General features: G+C 36.9%; 14 protein-coding genes. 11 read left to right on the top strand and 3 right to left on the bottom strand.

What is annotated here, in order from left to right:
• Positions 1–17 precede the first annotated feature (17 nt).
• The 3 genes from IRZ78_RS05745 to IRZ78_RS05735 all read right to left on the bottom strand — a co-directional run bounded on the left by IRZ78_RS05745 (position 18) and on the right by IRZ78_RS05735 (position 5389).
• Positions 18–3407, bottom strand: a complete 3390-nt coding sequence (locus IRZ78_RS05745) for a SusC/RagA family TonB-linked outer membrane protein (protein ID WP_194615613.1) — start codon at positions 3405–3407, stop codon at positions 18–20.
• A gap of 387 nt (positions 3408–3794) precedes the next feature.
• Entirely contained in the window at positions 3795–4715 is a 921-nt protein-coding gene (locus tag IRZ78_RS05740; RefSeq protein WP_194615612.1) for a FecR domain-containing protein, read from the bottom strand.
• Positions 4716–4831: 116 nt separating this feature from the next.
• A complete protein-coding gene (locus IRZ78_RS05735) occupies positions 4832–5389 on the bottom strand; it encodes an RNA polymerase sigma-70 factor (RefSeq protein ID WP_194615611.1) in 558 nt (185 codons plus the stop codon).
• Between the two features lie 485 nt (positions 5390–5874).
• Here IRZ78_RS05735 and IRZ78_RS05730 point away from each other — a divergent pair, with 485 nt between their 5' ends.
• The 11 genes from IRZ78_RS05730 (at position 5875) to IRZ78_RS05680 (ending at position 25159) form a co-directional block, all read left to right on the top strand.
• Positions 5875–7107, top strand: coding sequence for an ROK family transcriptional regulator (locus IRZ78_RS05730; RefSeq protein WP_194615610.1), 1233 nt, complete (start codon positions 5875–5877; stop codon positions 7105–7107).
• A gap of 504 nt (positions 7108–7611) precedes the next feature.
• On the top strand, positions 7612–11046 hold the full coding sequence (locus tag IRZ78_RS05725; protein WP_194615609.1) for a TonB-dependent receptor: 3435 nt from the start codon (positions 7612–7614) through the stop codon (positions 11044–11046).
• A 17-nt stretch (positions 11047–11063) separates the two neighbouring features.
• Complete coding sequence (locus IRZ78_RS05720; protein ID WP_194615608.1) at positions 11064–12527, top strand: RagB/SusD family nutrient uptake outer membrane protein; 1464 nt, start codon at positions 11064–11066, stop codon at positions 12525–12527.
• Between the two features lie 78 nt (positions 12528–12605).
• The gene (locus IRZ78_RS05715; RefSeq protein WP_194615607.1) at positions 12606–13526 is read left to right on the top strand and encodes a dihydrodipicolinate synthase family protein; all 921 of its coding nucleotides are present in this window, start codon (positions 12606–12608) and stop codon (positions 13524–13526) included.
• Between the two features lie 30 nt (positions 13527–13556).
• Positions 13557–14717, top strand: a complete 1161-nt coding sequence (locus tag IRZ78_RS05710; protein ID WP_194615606.1) for a galactose oxidase — start codon at positions 13557–13559, stop codon at positions 14715–14717.
• Between the two features lie 91 nt (positions 14718–14808).
• Positions 14809–16050, top strand: coding sequence for an MFS transporter (locus IRZ78_RS05705; RefSeq protein ID WP_194615605.1), 1242 nt, complete (start codon positions 14809–14811; stop codon positions 16048–16050).
• A gap of 131 nt (positions 16051–16181) precedes the next feature.
• Positions 16182–18272, top strand: a complete 2091-nt coding sequence (locus IRZ78_RS05700; protein ID WP_194615604.1) for a GDSL-type esterase/lipase family protein — start codon at positions 16182–16184, stop codon at positions 18270–18272.
• 187 nt (positions 18273–18459) lie between these two features.
• Positions 18460–19671, top strand: a complete 1212-nt coding sequence (locus IRZ78_RS05695; protein ID WP_194615603.1) for an AGE family epimerase/isomerase — start codon at positions 18460–18462, stop codon at positions 19669–19671.
• Between the two features lie 149 nt (positions 19672–19820).
• Positions 19821–23027 carry a LamG-like jellyroll fold domain-containing protein gene (locus IRZ78_RS05690; RefSeq protein WP_194615602.1) on the top strand — a complete coding sequence of 1069 codons (3207 nt, stop codon included), beginning with the start codon at positions 19821–19823 and terminating at the stop codon, positions 23025–23027.
• An 83-nt stretch (positions 23028–23110) separates the two neighbouring features.
• Positions 23111–24238, top strand: a complete 1128-nt coding sequence (gene nagA / locus IRZ78_RS05685; RefSeq protein ID WP_194615601.1) for an N-acetylglucosamine-6-phosphate deacetylase — start codon at positions 23111–23113, stop codon at positions 24236–24238.
• A 12-nt stretch (positions 24239–24250) separates the two neighbouring features.
• A complete protein-coding gene (locus IRZ78_RS05680; protein ID WP_228520384.1) occupies positions 24251–25159 on the top strand; it encodes an EamA family transporter in 909 nt (302 codons plus the stop codon).
• The last annotated feature ends 240 nt before the right edge of the window (positions 25160–25399 follow it).

Genomic DNA, 25399 nt, shown 5'->3' with positions numbered 1-25399 from the left:
TATTTGTTTTATGTTTTTTAAAAAGTTGCATTTACACCCGTCATATAAATACGGGAAAGTGGATATTTTCCTAAGTCCATACCAAAGTTGTTCAGTCCAACCTCAGGATCCATTCCTGAATATTTGGTGATCGTGAAAAGGTTTTGTCCTGAGATAAAGAATCTCAATTTTGCTTTTCCGTTTAGCCATTGGTCTTTAACCGTATATCCAATCGAAAGGTTTCTTAATCTTACGAAAGAAGCATCTTCGATATAAAAATCAGAGATTCTACCAAAGTTATTGTTGTTATCTGTTGATGAGAGTACCGGAATATTAGTATTGGTATTGCTTGGCGACCAGGCATTTTTAGACTCAGCCAATAAGTTGTATCCAGGGAAAGAAGCATTTAATCCAGTATGTTTTACAGCATTAAAAACGCTATTTCCTGCTGCTCCGCTAAAAAATACATTCATATCAAAACCTTTGTACTTAAAGTTCATATTCAAACTAAAAGTGGTTTTAGGAAAAGGACTTCCCAACACAACTCTATCGCTGTTGTTGATGACACCATCTCCGTTTACATCTTTAAATTTAATATCTCCCGCAACAGCGTTGGGCTGATAGACTTCGCCTTTGGTATTTACATAAGCTTTTGCCTCTGCATTACTTTGAAACAATCCGTCTGTAGAATAGCCGTAAAAAGCACCAACCGGACTTCCTACCTGATAGATATTGGCCAAAGGCAAACTACGAACACGGCTTAAGTTCAATGGCTCAAGAGAGGTTAAATCATCTTTTATCGAAACAATTTTATTACTCAAAAAGGCCGCGTTTGCTGTTACATCAAATTTAAAATCACCACGTGTTTTTTGGTAGGTCAAACTTGCTTCGATTCCTTTGTTTTCTACATTTCCTGAGTTTACAATTCGGCCCAGTGGAGTTCCTGAAACACCCGGAAGCTGATCACGAACCAACATGTCTTTGTTTGTTTTTACATAAGCATCCAAAGATCCTGACAAAGCGCTGTTGAACATCGTGAAATCTAATCCCACGTTGGTTTGCTCAGAGCTTTCCCATCTTAAATTAGGGTTTGATAATTCACTTTCTGCGTATCCATAATTGATTACCGGAGTTGACCCGATTAAACCTTGAGTTTGAGTCAATGGTACACTAAACTGGTATGGTCCAAGGTTTCCAAGGTTTCCTATTTGTCCCCAACTTCCACGTAATTTTAATGTACTGATTATCGGATTAATACCTTTCATGAAGCCTTCTTCAGAGATCAACCAACCTGCAGAAACAGACGGATAAACTTTCCATCGGTTTTCAGATGTTAGTTTTGAAGTTCCGTCACGACGCACAATTCCTGATATTAAATATTTTTGATTAAAGTCGTAGTTCAATCTTCCAACATAAGAAGAAATAATTTCTTCAGACAAACCAGCATTTATTTGCTGTACCAATTTAGCATTCAATAAATAACGTTGTGAGGGATCTTCGTTATCGAAACCTGTACCTTGTATGGTATAAAAATTTCTTTTGGTTTGTTGGTACGTATATCCGGCTAAAGCTTTGAAATTATGTTTGCCTAACGATTTTTCGTAAGAAAGAGTCTGCTCACTTAACAAATCTGTTGTTGTTGAGTTGGTTAAGGTTAATCTATTAAAATCAAACACTTTACCCGGTTCTGTAATTTTAACCGCAAAATCGGTTGAGTTGTTTTGAATTCTGGTATACCCCCAATTTGATTTTACTTTTAATCCTGAAATAATTTCCCATTCGGCATAAGGATTGATCAAAATTGTGGAAACAGGATTTCTGTTGTCCAGTCTTTTTAGATAAGCTACAGGATTAATTACGTCTCCGTAAGAACCAATATATTTTTCAGGAACTCCACCAAATTGTCCTGAACCGTCTTCTCTGTAAATAGTTGCATTTGGCGGATAAAAAATCGCTGCTAAAATAGCTCCGGTATAACCACTATTTGTATTTGCCGCTTGTCCATCTGTTAAGGAATACGACATGTTTTCTCCTAATGTAAAATTTGGCGCCAGTTTAAAAGAAGAATTGGCTCTTGCGGTATATCTCGTTCCGAAAGTATTCAATAAAATCCCTTCATTTTTTCTATAACTTCCTGACAAAAAGAAATTCGATTTTTCTGTTTTTCCGTTTACCGAAATAGACAAATCTTGTATTTCACCTGTACGGAAAATTTCATCCATCCAGTTTGTTTTGGTTGTTCTTGCTGTTGGCTCAAATGCAGGATCAAAAGCAGGAATTCTAGGCAGACCGGCATTATCTCTGGCCGTGTTCATAGCATCAGCATATCCTGCAGCATCCAGAACATCCAGTTTTTTGGCCACACTCTGAAAACCTCCCTGATAATTTACATTGACATTAATATGATCTGAAATTCCTTTTTTTGATGTAATTAAAATTACTCCACCAGAAGCCCTTGCCCCATAAATTGCTGCCGAAGCCGCATCTTTTAGCACACTTATCGATGCAATATCATTTGGGTTTAATGTATTTAAAGATCCGCTGTAGATAATTCCGTCTAAAATGATCAAAGGCGTTTCGGCATTCAAAGAACCAATACCACGAATGTTGATGGTTGGTTCTGCCGTAGGATCTCCACCATTATTTATTACGGTAACACCTGCAACTGTACCTTGCAATAATTCGGCTGCACTGTTGTAGGTTCTGCTTGAAGTTTCTTTCATAGAAACCGTTCCAACAGCTCCCAAAACCTCATTCTTTTTTACCGAACCATATCCCATAACCACAACTTCCTGAAGCTGTTTCATATCGGCTAATAGTTTTACGCTTATGTTTTTATCCGAACTCGTAACTTTTACTTCCTGCGTAACATACCCTACGTATGAAAAAACAAGTACAGCTTCTGATGAATTGATTTCCATTTTGAAAGTTCCGTCGAAATCTGTCGCTGCGCTTGCATCAGAATTTTTGTCTTTGATTCCAACACCCGGCAAGGGCATTGCATCATCTCCACCAAAAACAGTTCCTGAAATGCTTATTTTGCCTTGTCCTGCATCTGCCAGTTTTTGATTTTTTTTGATGACAATATTGTTGCTTACAATTTCGTATTTCAGGAAAAAATTGCTGCATATTTTATCTAATGCCTGTTCTAAGGTTACGTTACTAAGTTTCAGGCTAATTTTCTGATTGGTATTGACCTGATTGGTTTCGTACATAAAATGTACATCAGCTTGTTTTTCTATTTTCTGAAAAACATTCTTTATCGTTTCATTCTCAACTTTTAAGGTTACCCTTTTACTGCTATTAACGCTGGCTGCCTTGATTGTTGATCCGATAAAAAATAAAGCCACAAACAGAAGTGCTTTTGTTAACATCGTTTTTTTAATGCTCTGACAGTTTACAACATACCGCATTTGTTTTTTAGTCATGTTTTTGGATTTTTAATTTGTGTTTGGATTATTGCTTGGTTTCTACGTAGATGATTGATTCGTTTTTTATTTATTTTTTAACATATAGAAACATAGGTTGCAAAGTCTAGAAAAGACCTTTCACTTGTAATAAATCACATTAGTTATGCGAAAAAATCATGATTTTCTAAAAGCATCATAATTCTTAATTTTAAATCTATGTTTCTATGTGTTTAATTTTTTTACCACTCCTGATAGCTATCGGGATAAAAGATTACTATGATTTAATTCGTGCAATTTGTGTTTCATGTCTTTTGCTCGCAGATCACGCAGATCGAGCAGATTTTTAATTTTTAATTCTCAATTCTTAATTCTTTTCCTCTGTGTTAAAGATCTCTGATATTCATCTTATTGTATGATATAAGTTCCTGCTTCAATTTTATAATTGGCATTGATGATATTACATACCAAAGCCACAACCTGATTGACAGGAAGTTCTTTGAAGTAGGCACTGATTTTTAGACTGTTAAGGTTTTTGTTTTCGATCTGGATCGCCACATTATAATTGCGATTAAGAGTTGCGATAACTTCCGGCAAAGGAGCGTCTTCAAAAACGATGATGTTTTTTCGCCACAACGAAATAGAATTCACCGGAATATCTGTAAAGGCTTGAATTTTATTATTTTTTGATTTAAAAACCACTTTTTGCCCCGGCGTTACATATACATTCTCTTCGGTTACGGTCGATTTTACATTCACTCTTCCGGTTAAAACCGAAACTTCCTGTGTGGCGTGATCCGGATAGGCCTGAACATTAAAACTGGTTCCTAATACTTTGGTATCCATTTTATCGGTATGAATAATAAAAGGATGTTGTTTGTCTTTGGCAACATCAAAAAAAGCTTCTCCGCTCAGATACACTTCGCGTGTTGCTCCTTTAAACTTTATTGGATATTTTAAATGGCTTCCGGCATTCAGCCAAATCTGGGTTCCATCGCTTAATGTTATTTTTGCGTGTTCGCCCAATTTGGTGGCATATTCTTTAGAAATTGTTTTTACAAACGACAGATAAAAGAAACAGGACAACCCCATCAAAAAAATTAGTGAAGCTGCCATTGTCCAGTTTTTGCTATGAAGAAAAATAACATTCTTTGTTTTCTTAATTTGTCTGATTTCTTTTTTTAGTTTCGAACGATCAGATTGTATTATGATGGCAGGATCTAAAATTTCCTGAGGATGATCGTACCAGTTATTCCATAATTCTTCTCCTTTTTCAGAAGGCTTTCCTTCTAAAAAAAGTTGTACGTCTTGATGTAATTTGTCAGGCATTATAATTTGTTTATCTCTTTAATAGTATGTCTTGGGATTGTTACTTTTAGGTAGGCGCTTAAGGTTACGCTTTTGTTAAGAAAAAACGTTCACTGATAATTTTTAGCAAACAATAATCAATTGAATTCGCCCAAATAGTTTCGCATAAATTTTAGCGCATAAGCAATATGATACTTTACGGTTTCGTGCGATACATTGAGTTCCTCTGCAATTTCTTTGTTGGTGTAATGTTTGATGCGGCTTAGAATAAAAACTTCTTTAGATTTTTTTGGAAGTAATAAAGTGGCTTTGTCGACCGCTTCCTGAAGTTCCTCGTAGTAGATAGCATCTTCGGTGGCATTGGTACTATTGTGATCATTCGTATTTCTATCGGTAAGCTCTTTTATATATTGGTCGGTAGTAGTGTGCGATTTGATATAATCTAAAGTCACATAACGAACCGAAGTGTACATATAGGCCGAAAATTTCTTTTGAATAACCAAAGTCTTTCGACGTTCCCAAATAGTGGTAAAAACTTCCTGAACAATTTCTTCAGCAACCGGAACCGATTTCATTCGCATATAAACAAAGCGAACCAATACATCCCGATACCGAAAATACAATTCATCAAACGCTTTGTCTTTTCCTTGTTTCAGTAATTCAACAAGCTGCTCATCTGTAAACCCTTTATACATGATGCAGTATTTTTGGATTATTTTGCGAATGAACGGCGCTGGCTAAAACCCCAATTTCGATTATTTTTTTGCGATGTATTCTTAATTTAAAAAATGACATATGCTACAAGTGTGTTGTTTATAATATGTCTCCAAAATTAGAAATGAGGGTAGGTCTGCAAGGTTACCTTTACATTAATAAAAATGTCCGGTTATAAAACATTGTATTAACATTTCGTCTCTTAGATGTTATGTACCAGATATTTGTATGATATCGCTTATTAAGTCCATAAAAAAAAGGGAACAGCTTAAAAACTATTCCCCTGCATAAACTTTTCAAACAAACTTTTAGCAAAGATGTTTTTGAATGTAAAAATCATTTATTCGAGGTTAAATTTTAAAAACCATTGCATTATTAAAAAAATATTTTAATAATTAAACTCAATTCTTATAATTATTTAAAAAATATAGTAAGTTTGTAAGAGACACGTAATTATAAAAAAGCGATGAGTTTAAAAGATGTATTAGACAATAGTAAAGATAAAAGTCTTTCCGGCCAGAAATGGCATATGCTACGACAATCTATAACGAAACGTTTACTTTCAGGAGGTAATTCTACCATTGCCGAATTAAGTACTGAATTACAATCTAGTGTCCCTACCGTAACCAAAGCTGTCAACGAATTACTCATCGAAGGTTATGTGGTGGATATGGGCAAAATCACCAATAGCGGTGGGCGAAGACCTTCCTTATATAGTATCAACCCAACTTGCGCTTATTTTTTGGGTGTTGAGGTTGGTATCAGCAGTATGTCTATTGGGTTGCAAAACATCAAAAATGAACTGGTTAGCGTAGAATTGGGCGCATCGTTTATTTTAGAAAATACTCAAAAATCATTATTAAAGTTTTGCGATCTTATCAACTCTTTTATCGAAGACAGCTCTGTCGATAAAAAACTAATTGTGGGTGTTTGCATCAACTTTTCGGGACGTATCAATTCGATGGAAGGTTTTAGTTATAACTATTTCTTTAGCGAAAACCGACCATTGAACGAAATCATTTCAGAACAATTAGATCTTCCGGTTCATTTAGAAAACGATACGCGTGCCATGGCTTTTGGCGAATATTGCGAAGGCGTTGTCGATGATGAACAAAATATCATTTTTGTCAATTACAGCTGGGGAGTCGCCATTGGAATGATTACGGATGGTAAACTATACTACGGAAAATCAGGATATTCAGGAGAATTTGGACACAGTACCATTTTCAATAATGATATCATGTGCCAATGCGGAAAACTGGGTTGTCTTGAAACCGAAATTTCAGGCTGGTCGCTAATCAATCAATTTAAAGAAGCTGTAAAAGAGGGAAAACAATCAAAAGTTACACTTGATGAAAGTTCTTCTACCCTTCAGCATAATGCTATTATTGCCGGAGCTGTAAATCTCGAAGACACTCTTTGTGTCGATCTAGTTACGCAGCAAAGCGAAAAAATGGGACGTTATTTATCTATTTTATTAAATATCTTCAACCCTGATCTTCTGGTAATTGGCGGAGATTTCGCACAATTAGGCGACTATGCCTTACTTCCTATTCAATCTGCATTAAAAAAATATTCACTGGGTTTAGTCAACCGTGATATGAAACTCAAAAAGTCTGCTTTAGGCCGTCGTGCGGGCGTTATCGGTGCTTGCTGTGTCATTAAAGAAAAGATGTTATTCCCGTTAATTAATAACTAAATTTTCCAACCTCTTCTTAATTATTAAAATATTTTAATAACTAATATTGTTATTTTAAAATATTTTATATCTTTACCTCATAATAATAAATTAATTAATTCATAAAATTTTCATAACATTCGAAAGGATTATAAATTTTGACTGTTAAAAGATCATAGTAATAGCATCTGGACTTGTAAAATATTCCTAAATACGAAATTGCGTTATAATCAAAGAATACTTTTTACTATTCCCTGCATTAAAAAAAAAAATAAAATATAAGATCAGGATGCTCAAGAAACTATCTTAAAAAAGAATACAAGTTTTATATATAAAGTAAAAAATTAAAGATCAACCCTAAAAACATCAATACAAAACCATTGCATACAAAATTTGTTTTTTAGTCATAAAAAAGCCAGCGAATGCTTGCAACATTGCTGGCCGGTTCCCCGATAGGAACAATGATTTGAAAATTAATAAACAGACCTTTAAGAAAGTTATTATTAACCAAACCATTACAAAAGTATGAAATTATTGCCTAAAAGTAAACCTATTAATTGTAGGTTTACTCCTAAACACGGAAAAGTTATAAAATTGACCTCCACGTTGCTTTTAGTTTTTACCATGCAGCTAGTAACTGCAAAAACAGAAAAAAGTATTGCACTTACATATAACAATGTAAAAAAGAATGACCCAATCCAAAAGAAAGTTACCGGTACCGTTACAAACGAAAAAGGTGAAGCTTTACCTGGTGTAAACATAGTGGCAAAAGGAACGAACTTTAGCGCTCAGACAGATTTTGACGGGAAATTTACTATTGATGTTCCGGATAATGCGACGACTTTAATCGTTTCTTATATAGGTCTTCAGGAACAAGAAGTTGCTATAGGAACTGCACCACTTAATATTGTTCTTAAAGAAATTGGACAACAAATGAATGAGGTTATTGTGGTAGGATACGGTTCTCAAAACCGAAGAACTTTAAGTACTGCTGTTTCTAAACTGGACAAAAAAGTATTAGAAAATGTACCTTACTCAAACGTAACACAATCCTTGCAAGGAAACGTAACGGGTTTGGTGGTGAAAACCTCTTCTGGTCAACCCGGAAAAGCTTCTAATATATTGGTTCGTGGAGGAACTTCTATCGATAATCCTGCCGGAGCAACACCTTTATATATAGTAGATGGTGTGATTCGTACGCAAATTGATGATATTAACTCTCTTGATATTGCTTCGCTTCAGGTTCTTAAAGATGCCGCTGCAACCTCAATCTACGGAGCACGTGCTTCAAATGGTGTTATTATTATTACTACCAATACGGGGAAATCCGGTAAAATGAAAGTTACTTATAGTGTTTCTACTCAAAGCAGCACAATTGGTAAAAAATATAATTTTATGGATGGTGGAGATTACATCAAATTCCAGCGTCAGGGTCTTTACAATGCTGCTGAACTTGCCGGACTTTCTACCACAACAGGTATTGCAAGATTGGGTCAGTTAACGGGTGCAACTCCTGCAGGTACAGGAAATAATCTTCAAAATAATACTGCGTTTGCTACTTTATTAAAATCTAATTTATCATCTGAAACTATTAGTACACTTCAGGCAAAAGGCTGGCAGGAATTACAAGATCCTTTAAATCCTGCGAGTACTATTATGTACAAAAGTACCGACTGGAACGATGTTTTATTCCAGACTGCCATGACGCAAAGCCATACACTTGGTTTTAGCGGAGGTAATGATACCGGAGTTTTTGATTTGAGTTTAGGCTATCTAAAAGGTGATGGTGTTACCATATTTACAGGCTATCAAAGGTTTACCAGTAAATTGAATGCTTCACTAAAAATAGCTGATAATTTTACTATTAATGGCCGTATGTTGTTTTCTAAAGCAAGCAACAATCAGGTGGTGGCCAATAGTGTTGTTTTCAACCGATATTTAGGAAACTCGCCTACTACAAAAATGTATTTAGAAGACGGAACATTAGCTCCGGGTCAGAATAACATCAACGGAAATCCATTGTATCAAATGGGTAAAATGAAAGGAATCAACGAAAACAATAAATTGCAAATGAGTGTTGATGGCGAACTAAGACTTGCCAAAGATTTTACCTTTACCCCTTCAATGTCGCTTTATAGCGAAAACGAAAATGACAACACTTTTCAACAGGCATTTTTAAGCGGAAGCAGTGGTTTGGTAGACAATACGCGTACTGCAACGAGACTAAGCAATCAAATTTCTCAGCTACAATACGAAGGGGTTTTTGCTTATAAAAAAGACTGGGAAAACATTGGTGATTTTGATGCCAAATTAGGAGTTTCTAAATACGACAGAACCATAAAAGCTTTTAATGCTTCAGGAAAAGGAAGCCCGTCAGATTTAGCACAAACTTTAGACTCATCTCCTATTCCGGTTTCAGTTTACAGCAACAATACAAAATTGGTTTTAAATAGTGTATTCGGGCGTTTAAATTACGATTACAAAAACAGGTATTTTGCAACAGCTTCTTTCCGTTATGATGGTTCATCAAGCTTAGGACCTGATAACAGATATGGTTTCTTTCCGGGAATTTCTGCGGGATGGAACATGCAGGAAGAAAAATTCTGGACAGCTACAATGCCAAAAGTTATTTCCTCGCTTAAACTTAGAGGAAGTTATGGTGTAAATGGTAACTTAGGAACTTTGGGAGATTTTCAGGCTGGAGGATTATATTCAGGATCAACAAATGGTATCGCCAATAGTTACAACGGACAATCGGCGATTATCAACTCACAAATTGCCAATCCGGGATTAAAATGGGAACAATCTGAAACTATAAATGGTGGTTTCGATTTAGGTTTCAACGAAGACAAAATCAGAATTATTGGGGATTTTTATAACAAACTGACTTCTGATTTATTAACGAACTTAACGCTTCCTTCAAACAGTGGTTTCTCTACAGTTTTAACCAATCTTGGAGGATTAAGAAGCAAAGGTTTCGAATTAGAAATACAAGCTAATCTATACAACCAAAACGACTGGAAAATTAATGTTGGGGCAAACGTTTCTCATAATACCAACACGATTGAAAAACTTCCATCAAACGGAAATTTAAATAACCGAATTGGCGGAACTGAGATTTTCGATCAAAATAGTGGTACTTATCAATATGTGGGAGGATTGCAGGAAGGACAAAAAATTGGAAATTTCTATGCACACAAACAATTATACATTCTTTCGACTCAGGCAGAAGCCGATGCTTACAACTTAAAAGTTCATGATACTTATGTAACTAAAACAGCTGCTGCAGGTGGTAATCCTGAAGGTAAAAAATTCGCCGGAGATGCTGTATTCGAAGATACTGACAACAATGGTGTAATCGACAGCAGAGACAGAAAGTATATGGGGAATATGTTCCCAACCTTTGTGGGAGGTTTTAATTTTGATGCTTCATACAAAGGATTCTCTTTAACCGTAAGAACAGATTACTCTCTAGGAGCTACAATTTACAACGAAGCAAGAGCACGTTTCTTAGGTCAGTTTCAGGGTAACTACGGATTATTGGCAGAAAGTGCACAATCATGGCAAAAAGAAGGTGACATTACAGATGTACCCCGCTATCGTTGGGCAGACCAAACGAATCAAAACAACTTGTTTAGATCTGAAGCCAGTGGAGCTGCTTATAACACCAATATGTTTCAGGGCAACAGCCGTTACTACGAAAGTGGAGATTACCTGTGCATCAGAGAAATTACCTTTAGTTATAATTTCCCAAAAGCCTGGGTTGAAAAAGCTAAGTTAGCCTCGCTTCGTATGTATGTTACGGGAAGCAACTTATACTATTTTACTAAATACAGCGGATTAAGCCCTGAAGTACAAGGTATCGACGGAGGATCAAGTTTAGGATTATCTGCAGCGGGTTCAACCGGAACCTATCCTGTTCCCAGAAATATTATCCTTGGTTTAAATATCAGTTTGTAAATTTTAATACTAAAATCATGAAAAAGAAATTTCTTCTCTATACACTACTTTTTACTACTTTGTCGCTGTTCAATTCTTGTCAGGATGATTTAGAACTAACTTCTGATAGTATCATTACCTCTGATAGTTTTTGGAAAACAGAAGACGATGCCAAAGCCGGCGTAAACGGAATGTACGTAAACTTTAGAATCCAGACCCAGCAAAATTATTATTTGTTGGGCGGAGCCAGAAGTGCCGAAATAACAGGAGGCGTTCAGTCACCGTTAACATTAGCCAATTATTATAACAACCTGCTTACGCCACAAAATATCGACGTAGACTGGGCTGGTTTATATACTGTAGTACATTCGGCCAACTTAGTTTTAAAATATGTACCGCAAATTACCTTTAGTCCAACAACAGTAAATGAGCAAAAACGATACATTGCACAAGCGTATTCAATGCGTGCGTTATGTTACTTTATCATGGCGCGTTCCTGGGGTGGAGTACCAATTGTAACAGAACCTACTGAAAATGCGAATCAGTCACAATACATCATTCCGCGTAATACGATCGAAGAAACATTTGCATTCATCAAAAAAGATATTGATGCAGCCATTGCCAGCTTCCCGGATGCTACAAACAATAAAACACAATTGTCACTTGCGTCAATCTACGCTTTAAAAGCCGATGTAAATTTATGGACAGCAAAGCAATTAGGCGGAGGAACTGCAGATTTAAATACGGCCCTAACGGCCATAAACACAATCCCGGGAACTCCAACTTTATTGCCTAACTTTAAAGATGTTTTTGCTTATGATAAAAAAGCAAATGCTGAGGTAGTTTTTGCCGTGCGTTATTCTCTTGCTGATTTACCATCGAATTTAGCAGACAACTGGAATCAATTTATGTTTGTAGGACCAAGTGATTTTGCTCCTTTAACTTCTGCAACCGCAACAGCAACTTTTGGAACATTAGGAACTGGTGCCGGTAATGCCGGAATCTCAAGAGTACAGCCGGATATTACACGATTTAACTTTGCAGCTACAGATACAAGAAAAGCTGCTACTTATTTAACATTATATAACGGAGCTGTTCCTGTAGTTACAGGATTGGTTAAATACAACGGAACTGTCGACGGAACCCTTAGACGATTTGTAAGTGATATTATCATTTACCGTTGGGCAGATATTTTATTGATGAAAGCAGAAATCAAAAATGCTTTAGGTCAGGATCCAACTGCAGAGATGAATGTGGTAATGCAAAGAGCAGATCCTTCGGCTTCATTTACAAATGATTCTCCTGCAAATAATGACAATGTGATTTTGAATGAACGCTTAAAAGAATTGGCTTTTGAAGGGAAATCATGGTGGGATTTGGTTCGTTTCAACAAAACAAGCTTAGTGCCATCAATGACAGCAGGCAAAGAAGTTTTGTTTCCAATTTCTCAAAACACGATCAATTTCAATCCAAAAATTGTTCAAAATCCGCTTAGTAAATAATTAGAATTAAAAATTAGACTGGGAATTTAAAAAGTTCTCAGTCTAATATTACAATACAAACAACAAAAAAACATACTCATGAAAATTGAACATTTACAAGGTCTTATTTCTGCTCCTTTCACTCCTTTTGACAGTAACGGAAAATTAGACGTAAGCCTGATTGCGCCTTATTATGCATTTCTAAAAAGAAACGGAATCACAGGAGCTTTTATCAACGGATCTACAGGAGAAGGAGTTTCTATCACTTTGGAAGAGAAAAAAGCCGTAGCACAAGCCTGGGCAGATTGTTCGAATCACGATACCGATTTTAAAGTAATGGTTTTCCTTGGGGGAACTTGTCTTTCTGATTGTATCGATTTGGCGAAACACGCTTACGAAATTGGTTTGTATGCTGTTTCTTTAACCGGAGCATTTTATTTCAAACCAAACAATGTAGATACACTTGCCGAAATCTGTATTAAAGTTGGAGAAAGTGTTCCTGATATGCCGTTTTATTATTATCATATTCCAGTTTTAACAGGCGTAAATGTTGCCATGTATGATTTGGTACGAGCATTAGACGGAAAACTTCCAAACTTTGCCGGAGTGAAATACACTCACGAAGATTTTATGGATTTCCAAAGTTGTATGAGCTACGAAAACGGAAAATTTGATATGCTTTGGGGACGTGACGAAAACATGTTATCGGCCTTAGTTCTTGGTGCAAAAGGTGCTGTTGGAAGTACTTTTAATTATGCTGCGCCATTGTATTATGATTTAATTGATGCTTTCAATAACAATGATTTGGTTAAGGCAAGAGCGCTTCAGCAAAAATCAATTGATATGATTCGTTTCTTAGGAAAGTATGGCGGAATCTCTGTTGGGAAATCTTATATGAAATTAGTTGGTCACGATTTAGGAGAATTCAGGTTACCGGTTAAAAACATGAGTGCTGAACAATTTGAGTTATTCAAAAAAGATGTTGAAGGTTTAGATTTCGATACTTTCAAATCCAGATAAATCCGTTCGTTTTCTCTAAAACAAACCCATATGAATTATTCTTTTTCTTCCTTAATTCTTACTATTTTTATTATGTCTGCAACTGTTGGTTTTTCGCAAAAAACAAAGATTACAAATGTCGAATGGAAAAAAGCAGCCCAACTGCAAAATGCTGACGGAAGTCTTTCATTGGGTTTTGCAGGTCCGATAAACGGAGTAAGCAATGCTGTTTTGATCGTTGCCGGAGGAGCTAATTTTCCCGATAAAATGCCTTGGGAAGGAGGAAAAAAACACTATTCGAATGAAATTCATGTTTTAGAAAAAGCAGGAGATGGTTTTCATTGGAACAAAAAAGTAATCAATACATTACCCGAACCCATTGCCTATCCTGGAAATACCTCCACAAATAAAGGGATCGTTTATGTAGGGGGAGAAAATGAAAACGGACTTTCGAACAAAGCTTTTATCCTAAATTGGAATGCTGATAAAAATGAAGTGGAAACAAAATCATTACCCGATTTTCACTTAGCAATTACCAATATAGCACTTACACATTCAGGAAATATTGTTTATGCCATTGGCGGAGATGAAGCAAAACAATCCTCTGATTTAGTTTTTAGTATTGATTTGAATGCCGAGAAACCGGAATGGAAATCGCTGACCAAATTGCCTTTTGCTTTAGCGAATTCAGTTTCAGTAATTCAGGATGATAAAATTTATGTTATTGGCGGAAGAACCAAAACACCTTCAGGAATAAGCGATTTGCACAACACCACTTTGACTTTCGATCTAAAAAAACAAACCTGGGAAACAAAATCCAATATTTGTGACGGAAGGGAAACGACCAATTTTTCGGCAGGTGCCGGAGTTGCTGTAGGAAATGAATACATTTTGATTCTTGGCGGAGATAACGGAACTACTTTTCATAAAATCGAAACGTATTTATCTCAAATTGCAAAAGCTGTATCTGAAGGAGAAAAAGCGAAACTTATAGCCGAAAAAAACATTTTAAATACAACACACAAAGGTTTTTACAACGCTATTTTACTGTACAACACACACACAAACAAATGGTCGAAAATAGGCGAATTGCCTTTTCTTGCTCAGGTAACCACAACGGCAACCATCTGGAATGATAAAATAGTTTTATCGAATGGAGAAATAAAACCCGGAATTCGTACACCGGATGTTATGTTGGGAACTATTAAATAAAAGATTAAACAAGAATTACACAAATTACCACCAATTAAAATCATAATAATCTTTTAATCAGTGGCAAAAAAATTTAAACGCATATCAAAATATGAAAAACTCTAAATATTATCCGTGGTTAGTCGTAGCGTTACTCTGGATTGTAGCGTTGCTTAACTATATGGATAGACAAATGCTGGCGACCATGAGACCTTCTATGGAAGCTGACATTCCTGAACTGGTATCGGGTGAAAATTTTGGACGTTTAATGGCTATTTTCCTTTGGATTTATGCTTTAATGAGCCCCATTTCAGGTATTATTGCCGATAAATTAAACCGAAAATGGCTGATTATTGGCAGTTTATTTGTTTGGTCTGCGGTTACATATGCCATGGGATATGCCACAAACTACAACCAAATTTACTGGTTACGTGCCATAATGGGCGTGAGTGAAGCTTTGTATATTCCGGCAGGTTTATCCTTAATCGCCGATTATCATCAGCAAAAAACACGTTCGCTTGCCATTGGTATTCACATGACGGGATTTTATGTAGGATCTGCTTTAGGAGGTTTTGGTGCTACAATCGCTGCAAGATTTTCGTGGCATACTACTTTTCATCATTTTGGTATTGTGGGAATTGTGTACTCGATTGTTTTGGTTTTCTTTTTATACGAGAAAAAAGTCACTGCCAAAGTTTTTGATCCTGAGTTTAATAAAACCCACGAAAAAGATTCCCTTTTCAAAGGCCTGGCACTATTGTTTACCAATATTTCATTTTGGGTGATTTTATTTTATTTCGCCATTATAAGTTTACCGGGCTGGGCAACAAAAAACTGGCTTCCTACCCTGTTCTCGGACAACTTAAATATTTCAATGGATCAGGCCGGGCCTATAGCCACTATTACAATTTCGGTTTCTTCCTTAATAGGCGTTATTTTCGGAGGAATTTTATCCGATAAATGGGTGCAAAAAAATATAAAAGGAAGAGTTTATACCAGTGCCATTGGTCTGAGTTTAACCATTCCCGCCTTAATGCTGATTGGTTTTGGTCATTCCTTATTTCACGTTGTTGGAGCCGTTTTATGTTTTGGTATCGGTTACGGAATGTTCGATGCCAATAATATGCCTATCATTTGTCAGTTTGTTTCCTCCAAACATCGGGCAACTGCTTATGGTGTTCTTAATATGACAGGTGTTGGCTGCGGAGCGTTAGTTACATCACTATTAGGCAAATCTGCAGATTCAGGAACTTTAGGTTTGGGGTTCGCCTTAATGGCCGGAGTGGTATTGCTTGCTTTAATCGTTCAAATTAGTTTTTTACGCCCTAAAGTCAATGATTTTGCCGATGCGTAAAACGTAATCGTTCACCCCCTTTTTTACAATTTAAGAATTAGTTGGTTTTTGAAGTTTTTATAAGCCAGGGCGGAGCCATGCGTTTTGCCCAGCTTATAAATGAGCCTTTTTTAATAATAGTTCTAAGAAAAATGAGAACAAAAAAACGAAATATTTTTATCGTCCTGATTTTATTTTCAATGATTTTTAATCTTGAAACCAAGGCGCAGAGTCCAATAAAAATTGCTTGTATCGGAGATTCCGTAACGGCAGGTTATCTTTTAGCAAATCCTTCAGCTGAATCGTATCCTTCGCAGCTTCAGGTTTTATTGGGAAATCAATATGAAGTTAAAAATTTTGGACATAGCGGTGCAACGCTTTTAAAGAAAGGAAGTACGCCTTATTTTAAAACCGAAAAATGTGACCAGGCAATTGCGTATCGTCCAGATATTGCCATTATTCATTTGGGATTAAATGATACGGATCCGAGAAACTGGCCCAATTACAGAGAAGATTTTGATGCCGATTATTCGTGGTTAATAGATACTTTGAAAAAGCAGAATCCGAAAGTTAAAATCTACATCTGCAAAATGACGCCGATATTTAATGAACATCCACGTTTTAAATCAGGAACAAGAGATTGGTTCTGGAAGATTCAGGAACATATTCAAGGAATTGCAAAGGCCAATAGCGTCGGTTTAATTGATCTTCACGAAAAATTATACAATCGTCCTGATCTTTTTCCGGATGCTTTACATCCCATAAAACAAGGTGCAACCATTTTGGCAAAAACTGTTTACAGCAACATTATGCAAGATTTTGGTGGACTGCGATTATCTCCTGTTTTTAGTGATAATATGGTTTTACAAAGAAACCAGCCAATCGTAATTTACGGAACTGCAAATGGCGGTGACAAAATTGAAATCACTTTTAATAATAAAAAAGAGCTTGCTATTACAAATGAATACGGAAAATGGAAAGCGGTTTTCCCTGCCATGAAATCCGGCGGAACACATCAAATTGCAATTTCATCAAAAGAAAAAAATATACTTTTAAGAAATATCCTAATTGGTGATGTCTGGTTTTGTTCCGGGCAATCGAATATGGCATTTCCGCTTCAGAAATCAGAAAACGGAATGGCTGAGGTTAAAAAAGCCATCAATAATACCAATCTTCGATTATTCAATTTTGAAGCCATTGCCGAAACCGATGAAAAAGCATGGGATTCGATTACTTTAGAGAAAACCAATCGTTTAGAATTCTTCTCCGGAAAATGGAAAATCAGTGATTCTATAAGTGCCGCAGCTTTTTCGGCCATAGCCTATTACTTCGGACAAAATATTACACATCAAGAAAATATTCCCATAGGTTTAATACAAGTTGCTGTTGGCGGATCTCCCATAGAATCCTGGATCGATAGATATACTTTTGAACATGATGATAAAGTCGTTGATGTATTAACCAACTGGCGAAAATCTGATTTTATAATGCCGTGGGTAAGATCACGTGCCGATGAAAATCTGAAAAATGCCAAAAATCCAAAACAGCGGCATCCGTACGGACCCAGTTACAATTATGAAGCCGGCGTAACACATTTTACCGATTTCGCGATAAAAGGAATTATTTGGTATCAGGGCGAAAGCAACGCACACAACATCGAATTATACGAGCATTTAATGCCAGTCCTGGTTGGAAACTGGCGAAAAGCATGGGGAACTTCCCTACCCTTTTATTATGTTCAATTGTCAGGAACAGATCGTCCAACCTGGCCGTCCTTTAGAGATGCACAAACCAAAATCCAGAAAAATATCGCCAATAGCGGCATGGCGGTTAGTATGGATTATGGTGATGCTACAAATGTACATCCTATTCAAAAAAAGCAGGTTGGAGATCGTCTGGCGCTTTTGGCCCTGAAATATACTTACGGAAAAAACATAACCGCAAACGGGCCATCAGCCATAAAAGCAACACAAAAAGGAGATCAAATTATTATTTCTTTTTCGAATGCCAGACAATTAGCTACAGCCAATAAAAAAGAACTAATAGGTTTTGAATTGGTTACCGAAAAAGGAATCCGGATCGAAAGTAAAGCAACTATTATTAAAGATGCCGTTTCAATAAACATTCCGAAAGGCGAAAAGATAAAAGCCGTTTTATATGCCTGGAAGCCTTATACAACAGCAAATCTGGTCAATGAAGCGAATTTGCCGTGTTCGACGTTTCAACTGGATTTGGATAGATGAAGATGAAAGAAGTAAGATGTGAGAAGCAAGATTTAAGAGATAGAAGAAGAAATAAAATCTGTTCAAATCTGCGTGATCTGCGAGAGAAAAACAGATACAAATTATAATAAAATCTGCGTGATCTGCGTGAAATAAAAAATAAATCAACACTTAGCAAACAAAACACTAAGTCTAAAAAATATATAAAATGAGTTATTCCAATACTGATCTAATACACCTAAAAGATTTTTATCAGAACCAATTATTACAGGATACCATACCTTTTTGGTTTCCGCAATCCATAGACACCCTTTATGGCGGTTACTTATTAATGCGCGGACAAAATGGCGAGTTGATCGATGATGATAAATCGGTTTGGTTTCAGGGGCGAACTGCCTGGTTGTTATCGACACTCTATAATACTGTCGAACCCAAACAAGAATGGCTGGATGGTGCCAAATCGGGAATTGATTTTATCAACCAGCATTGTTTTGATACTGATGGAAGAATGTTTTTTCATGTAACCCGCGAAGGAAACGCAATCCGTAAACGCCGTTATTATTTTTCTGAAACCTTTGCCGTGATCGCCATGAGCGCTTACGCAAAAGCAAGCAGAGACGAGATAGTCGCAGAACAGGCACGTCATTTATTTGGGGAATGTATCAAATATTCGAGCACTCCCGGATTATTAGAACCAAAATATACCGGAGAACGTCCCGCAAAAGGAATCGGATCTCCTATGATTATGATCAATACGGCACAACAAGTGCGTGAAACTATTGGAGATCCGCGTTGCGACGAGTGGATCACGAAATGGATTGCCGAAATCGAGCATGATTTTGTAAAACACGATATCAAATGTGTGATGGAACAGGTTGCTCTGGACGGTTCAATAATCGATCATATTGACGGACGCACTTTAAACCCGGGCCACGCTATTGAAGGCGCCTGGTTTATTTTACACGAAGCAAAATACAGAAACAATGATCCGCATTTAATCGAATTAGGCTGCAAAATGCTCGATTATATGTGGGAACGCGGCTGGGACAAAGAACATGGCGGTATTTTATATTTCTGTGATGTTTATGGCAAACCAGTTCAGGAATATTGGCAGGACATGAAGTTCTGGTGGCCGCATAACGAAGTGATTATTGCCACATTACTCGCTTACACAATGACTGGCGATGAAAAATATGCAAACTGGCATAAAATGATTCATGATTATGCATACAGTAAATTTCATGATAAAGAAAACGGAGAATGGTTTGGGTATTTACACAGAGACGGAACTGTGGCGCAAACGGCAAAAGGAAATCTTTATAAAGGTCCTTTTCATTTACCGCGTCAGGAATGGTATTGCACACAAATATTAAACGAATATCTTGAAAAAACAGTCAAACATGAAAATCAAAGTTTGTAAACCGATGTTGATAATTGATTGTTCCGTTAGGTAGAAAATATAGATTCGGACTTTATACGTCGAATGTTGTCATAAAATCCGTCATTTCATCAGGGAGTTCGTTATTAAATCTTATGCTTATTAACCAATTTTAACCAAATATAAAAACTATGAAAAATTTATTACGATTATTTTGTTCGTGTTTTATGTGTTTGTACTGTACCAGCAGTTTACAAGCACAAAGTGGTAAGGTTTTAAACCTCGATGGAATTTCAACTTTTATGACTGTAGCGGATCATCCTGATTTAGACTTCGGCGCAAGCCAAAACAAAACGATTACCTGTTGGATTAAAACAACAACCTCGACCGGAACACCCAGAATTTTTGCCAAGCGAAATGGCGCTTCAGGAAACGGATATGAATTTTGGACAGGAAACGGAACGAATGCCGGAAAATTTGCCATGAATCTGAGCGGAACCGGAACTCCAAACAATATAAGTACAGCAGGATATTCGGCCAATTCTATTGCTGATGGAACCTGGCATCATATTGCTTTGGTTATGGATGCATCGAGCAATCGAACGATGTACGGTTATATTGATGGTGTTTTGGCCAATACCGGAAAACCTTTTACCTCTGTTACTTCTGATTTTTCTAATGCTTTAAATTTCGTGGTTGGAGCCACTTCTGATACTGGAAACAGTTATAAATGGGCAGGTCAGATTGATAATGTCCGAGTTTGGAACAAAGCCATGACAGCTTTAGAATTGCAAACCGATATGACAGCAATTATTAATGCGCCCGCAACGAATCTTCTGGCAGCGTGGAATTTTGAAAACATCAGCGGCACAGCGGTTGCTGATGTTTCGGGCAATAACCATCCCGGAACTTTGGTAGGATCGCCAACAACGTCAAATGCATTTCCGATGATTTTATCTTTAGATGGTGTTAATGATTATATGTCTGCAGCGAATCATGCTGATTTTAATATCGCGGCAGGTCAAAGTCTGACTATAACCTGTAAAATTAAAACCTCAGATTTTGGCAAACGTATTTTAAGCAAACGTCCAGGAGGAGCAGGAATTGGATATGAATTTATTAATAATACTTCAGCAGGCGGCGGGCAATTTGGTGTTAATCTCACAACAATTGCAGGCGCTGCGGGACCTCCTTACGGAACATCCAATATCGCGAATAACATTTGGCATCATCTGGCCATGGTAGTTGATGTGGCTACAACGAGCTGTAAAATTTATGTCGACGGCGTTTTACAGCAAACTAAAACTACCACAAACATTGGCGGAACCAACACCGTTTCGAATACCGGAGATTTGCTCTTTGGAACACTTAGTAATTTTGCATCGTACATGAATGCGCAATTAGACGATATTCGATTTTGGAATAAAGCCATGACAGTTGCAGAAATTGTAACGGATAAAACAGCTATTGTTAGCGGACCACAAACCAGCTTAATTGCAGCCTGGGATTTCGAAAACGTAAGTAGCACAACCGTTCCCGACATTTCAGGAAACAATCACCCGGCAACATTAAACAACGGAGCGATGGTAATTGCCCAAACTAATGAAATGCAGATTAATTCGGTTTCATTGATTCAAACCGAATTACCAACCGGAATTGGCGATTTAAATCAGCGTATTATTGCGGTAAAAACCTCTGTGAGTGGCACTATAAATCCGCTTACGGTAAGTGCTTTAAAATTTACTATGTCAGGAACTACTACTATTTCAGATGTTACCAATATCAAAATTTACTCCAGCGGATCTGCTGCCATTTTCAATCCTGCAACGGCAACTTTGTTTGGAAATATTGCTCCGTCAAGCGGAAATTTGATTGTTAATGGTTCAAAGGCATTAGTAAACGGAGACAATTATTTCTGGATTACATATGATATTTCAGCTACAGCCAATGAAGGAAATCTGTTAGATGCGACTTGCGAATCTATTGTTGCAAACAGTATCACTTATAATACAACATCAAACACCATTGCAGGAAATCGTGTCATTTTATTGGCCAATACCTTATTGTTTACCCCTGGAGATGCAGGTTCTGCGAGTTATCGTATTCCGGCCATTGTAACTGCCGCCGATGGTTCATTGGTAACTGTAACGGATAAAAGATGGAATGGTGCCGGAGATTTAGCCGCCAAAATAGATCCGGTTGTACGTCGTAGTACTGATAACGGAAAAACCTGGTCGGCACCTTTAACGATTGCCAATTTTGGTGCTGCAACAGGTGCGGGCGATGCAGCTTTGGTTTTGGATAAAACTACCGGAGAACTATTATGTATCGTTTCTGCTGAGAAAGGATTCTTCGCATCAACGAATGCAGCACCGGCCAAAGTTTTAGTCATTCATAGTACAGATAATGGCGTAACCTGGGGAACTCCAGTTGACATAACAAGCCAAATTTATGGCCCTAATCCGGGTTGGAAAGGTTTATTTGTAGCATCTGGAAGAGCGCATCAATTACGCGACGGAAAAATTGTAGCGGCAATTGCCGTAAGAGAAAATGTTTCAGGAACAGAGCGTATTTGCAATTATATGATTACGAGCGCGGATCACGGAGTTAACTGGACAGCATCAACAGGAAGAGCAGAAATAGACGGCGATGAAGCCAAAGTCGTAGAATTAAACAATGGCAATATCATGATGAGTATTCGTAATCCCGGAACACGCCGTTTTAATGTTTCTACCAATAAAGGCGCCACATGGGGAACGGCGTACAATCAGGCAAGTATTACAGACCCGAATTGCGATGGCGATTTTATTCGCTATACTTCTACCCTTGACGGTTATGATAAAAATCGTTTGCTGCATTCAATTCCGTTTTCCGGAAGCCGTAAAAATGTAAGCGTACAACTGAGCACCGACGAAGGAACAACGTGGGGAGCACCAAAAACAATTTTCACGGGAGCTTCGGCTTATTCGAGTTTAACAATATTGCCGGACGGAACAATTGGAATTTATTATGAAAACGGGGAAAGCTCTACCTACCAAATGTATTTTGTTCGTTTTACTTTGAACTGGTTAACCAATGGAGCAGATACGTTTGTACCTGCGGACAATCCTTCGTTAAATAAAAAAACAGCAGAAAATAGTGTAGACACAGTTTCGAAATTCGATGTTGTAGTTGAACCCAATCCAACCAATGATATTTTTAATATCACCTTTAATAATGCGAAAGGAAATATTACAGTTAAACTAGTAGATGTTTCAGGAACAGTAATTCAAAAAACAACGATTAGCAATTTTGAAACGAGTAAAACTTTTTCGCTGGGAAATAAAACAAGTGGCCTATACATTTTACAAATTAGTGATTCAGAGACCACTCTTAGCCGTAAAATAATTAAAAAATAAAAAGAGAAAAAAAGGCATCGGCTATAGTAATTTTGTAGAATCGGATTTATTGCGATTCTACAAAATCAAAAACAAAATTAAAAATGAAACAAGCGATTATCAATACAACCGTACACACAGGTGATGAAATTATTACCAACGGAGTCATTATTATCGAAAACGGAACCATCCTTTCCATACAAAAAGAGATTCCACAAGATATAGAAACAATCGATTTAAAAGGAAATCATATTGCTGCGGGTTTTATAGATATCCAGATCAACGGCGGAGAAAAATTGTATTTTAGCCAGACTCCTACCGAAGAAACGATTCAGGATATTTATGATGCCAGTTTAAAATACGGTACTACTCATGTACTTCCTTGTCTGATTTCCTCTTCGCATGAAACGATTCTTCAGGGAATTGAAGCGGTTCGTAATTACATGAAAAAACATGATAATGGCGTAATCGGGATGCATTTGGAAGGGCCGTTTCTGAATCCGCTAAAACGTGGCGCACATAGTATTGATCAGGTTCGTAAACCCACCAATGCAGAGCTTGAAGAAATTATCAGACTTGGAAAAGATGTTATCAAAGTGATCACTATTGCTCCGGAATGTTTTACAGACGAACAACTGAATATGTTATTAGAAAGTGATATCGAAATCTCGATTGGACATTCGACTATTACGCATAAGGAAGCGCAGGTTTATTTTTCGAAAGGGATAAAACTCGTCACTCATTTATTCAATGCCATGACACAATTTGGGCATCGTGAACCGGGTTTGGTTGGGGCCACTTTTGAAAACGAAAATGTATATGCTCCCGTAATTCTTGATGGTGCGCACTGTGATTATGCTGCTGCAAAACTGGCATACAAACTCAAACAGGATAAATTCTTTTTGATTAGTGATGCTACCTTTTTAGGCCGGAAAGTAGAAAATTTTAAATGGGATAATTTTGATGCACATCTTGAGAATGGTTTTTATCGAAATGACGACGGAAATTTGGCCGGAGCCACAATATCAATGCTCGAAGCGGTTCAAAATGCTTATAATCATTTAGAGGTTTCGGCAGAGGAAGCGATCAAAATGGCTACTTCGCGCGTTGCAAGTGCAATTGGTTTAGAAGACCAATTCGGAAAAATAAAAGTGGGTTTTCCGGCAAGTTTTGTACAGTTTAATGATGATTTATCTGAAATAGCAACATTGAATTTTCTAAAACATCAATAATTATTTCGTAAAATGATCCCAGAAAAAATGCTCCCGGTTACCGCTAAAATCAAAGAATTTAAAATCATTATTGCCGGAATATTATTTGCCTTTTTATGGGCATCTGCTTCAACGGCAACCAAAATCGGACTGCACGCTGCACAGCCTTTTGTGATTTCTATTTTCAGGTTTATAATAGCCGGGAGCATTATGCTTATTCTTTCACATATGGTAATGGCAAAACGATTTCCACAAAAAAAGGAATGGGTTCAGATCAGTATTTATGGTTTGTTCAACATCACTATTTATTTGGGATTGTATGTCATTGCCATGCAAAAAGTATCTGCCGGTTTGGGGAGCCTGGCTGTAGCCACTAATCCTGTTTATATTGTTTTGATCTCGGCTGTTTGGTTATCGCATAAAATCAAGTTCAAAAACATCCTTAGTCTCATTCTTTGTTTTATTGGTGTATTTCTAGCGGCTTACCCATTATTACAAAACAGCTTTGCGACCCCCGGCGGCATACTAATTTTAGTTACCAGCATGATTGCATATTCATTAGGTACTATTTATTATTCTAAACAAAACTGGAACGGATTACACATTCTCACCATCAATGGGTGGCAAACCATTATTGGAGCGGTGTTTCTGCTTCCGGTTTTATTTATAACGTATGAATCTGACAAAAATATTTTTAATAGCGATTTTTGGTTTTCGACATCCTGGCTGGCGATTGCGGTTTCTATTGGTGCCGTTCAGTTTTGGTTGTATTTATTAAAAAACAATCCTGTTAAAGCTTCGTACTGGCATTTTCTCTGTCCGATTTTCGGTTTTTTAATTGCCTATTTTATGGTAGACGAACCGCTTACTTTATACACTCTTTTTGGAGTTGTATTTGTCATCATCGGATTGTATGCCACGCTTTCTTCTGATAAAAAATAAAAACATGAAGTGAGCATATCTTTCTCTTGCAGATTTGGCAGATTTCATTTTTAAATCTATCGCTTTGATTTAAAAATATGAGGAGAAACTAAACTTTGCTCCTACAACTAAGTGAATTAATGAAAGTGAAACGCCTTTGCAAGCAAAGAAAAGCTATGTCTCTATGTGTTAAAATAATATTGATTAACAAATAAAAATAACCAAATAAAATTAATAAAAATGGAAACTGAATTAGAAACC

This window comes from Flavobacterium sp. CSZ (assembly GCF_015350725.1).
Lineage (GTDB): Bacteria > Bacteroidota > Bacteroidia > Flavobacteriales > Flavobacteriaceae > Flavobacterium.
Note: the sequence above shows the minus strand (reverse complement) of the source record. Positions and strands in the feature narration are given on the sequence as shown.

Bases quoted from the DNA above. Each gene is read 5' to 3' on its own strand.
- IRZ78_RS05710 (WP_194615606.1), top strand. From the start codon at position 13,557: ATGAATTATTCTTTTTCTTCCTTAATTCTTACTATTTTTATTATGTCT.
- IRZ78_RS05720 (WP_194615608.1), top strand. From the start codon at position 11,064: ATGAAAAAGAAATTTCTTCTCTATACACTACTTTTTACTACTTTGTCG.
- IRZ78_RS05740 (WP_194615612.1), bottom strand. From the start codon at position 4,715: ATGCCTGACAAATTACATCAAGACGTACAACTTTTTTTAGAAGGAAAG.
- nagA (WP_194615601.1), top strand. From the start codon at position 23,111: ATGAAACAAGCGATTATCAATACAACCGTACACACAGGTGATGAAATT.
- IRZ78_RS05735 (WP_194615611.1), bottom strand. From the start codon at position 5,389: ATGTATAAAGGGTTTACAGATGAGCAGCTTGTTGAATTACTGAAACAA.
- IRZ78_RS05725 (WP_194615609.1), top strand. From the start codon at position 7,612: ATGAAATTATTGCCTAAAAGTAAACCTATTAATTGTAGGTTTACTCCT.
- IRZ78_RS05730 (WP_194615610.1), top strand. From the start codon at position 5,875: ATGAGTTTAAAAGATGTATTAGACAATAGTAAAGATAAAAGTCTTTCC.
- IRZ78_RS05695 (WP_194615603.1), top strand. From the start codon at position 18,460: ATGAGTTATTCCAATACTGATCTAATACACCTAAAAGATTTTTATCAG.
- IRZ78_RS05700 (WP_194615604.1), top strand. From the start codon at position 16,182: ATGAGAACAAAAAAACGAAATATTTTTATCGTCCTGATTTTATTTTCA.
- IRZ78_RS05680 (WP_228520384.1), top strand. From the start codon at position 24,251: ATGATCCCAGAAAAAATGCTCCCGGTTACCGCTAAAATCAAAGAATTT.
- IRZ78_RS05705 (WP_194615605.1), top strand. From the start codon at position 14,809: ATGAAAAACTCTAAATATTATCCGTGGTTAGTCGTAGCGTTACTCTGG.
- IRZ78_RS05715 (WP_194615607.1), top strand. From the start codon at position 12,606: ATGAAAATTGAACATTTACAAGGTCTTATTTCTGCTCCTTTCACTCCT.
- IRZ78_RS05690 (WP_194615602.1), top strand. From the start codon at position 19,821: ATGAAAAATTTATTACGATTATTTTGTTCGTGTTTTATGTGTTTGTAC.
- IRZ78_RS05745 (WP_194615613.1), bottom strand. From the start codon at position 3,407: ATGACTAAAAAACAAATGCGGTATGTTGTAAACTGTCAGAGCATTAAA.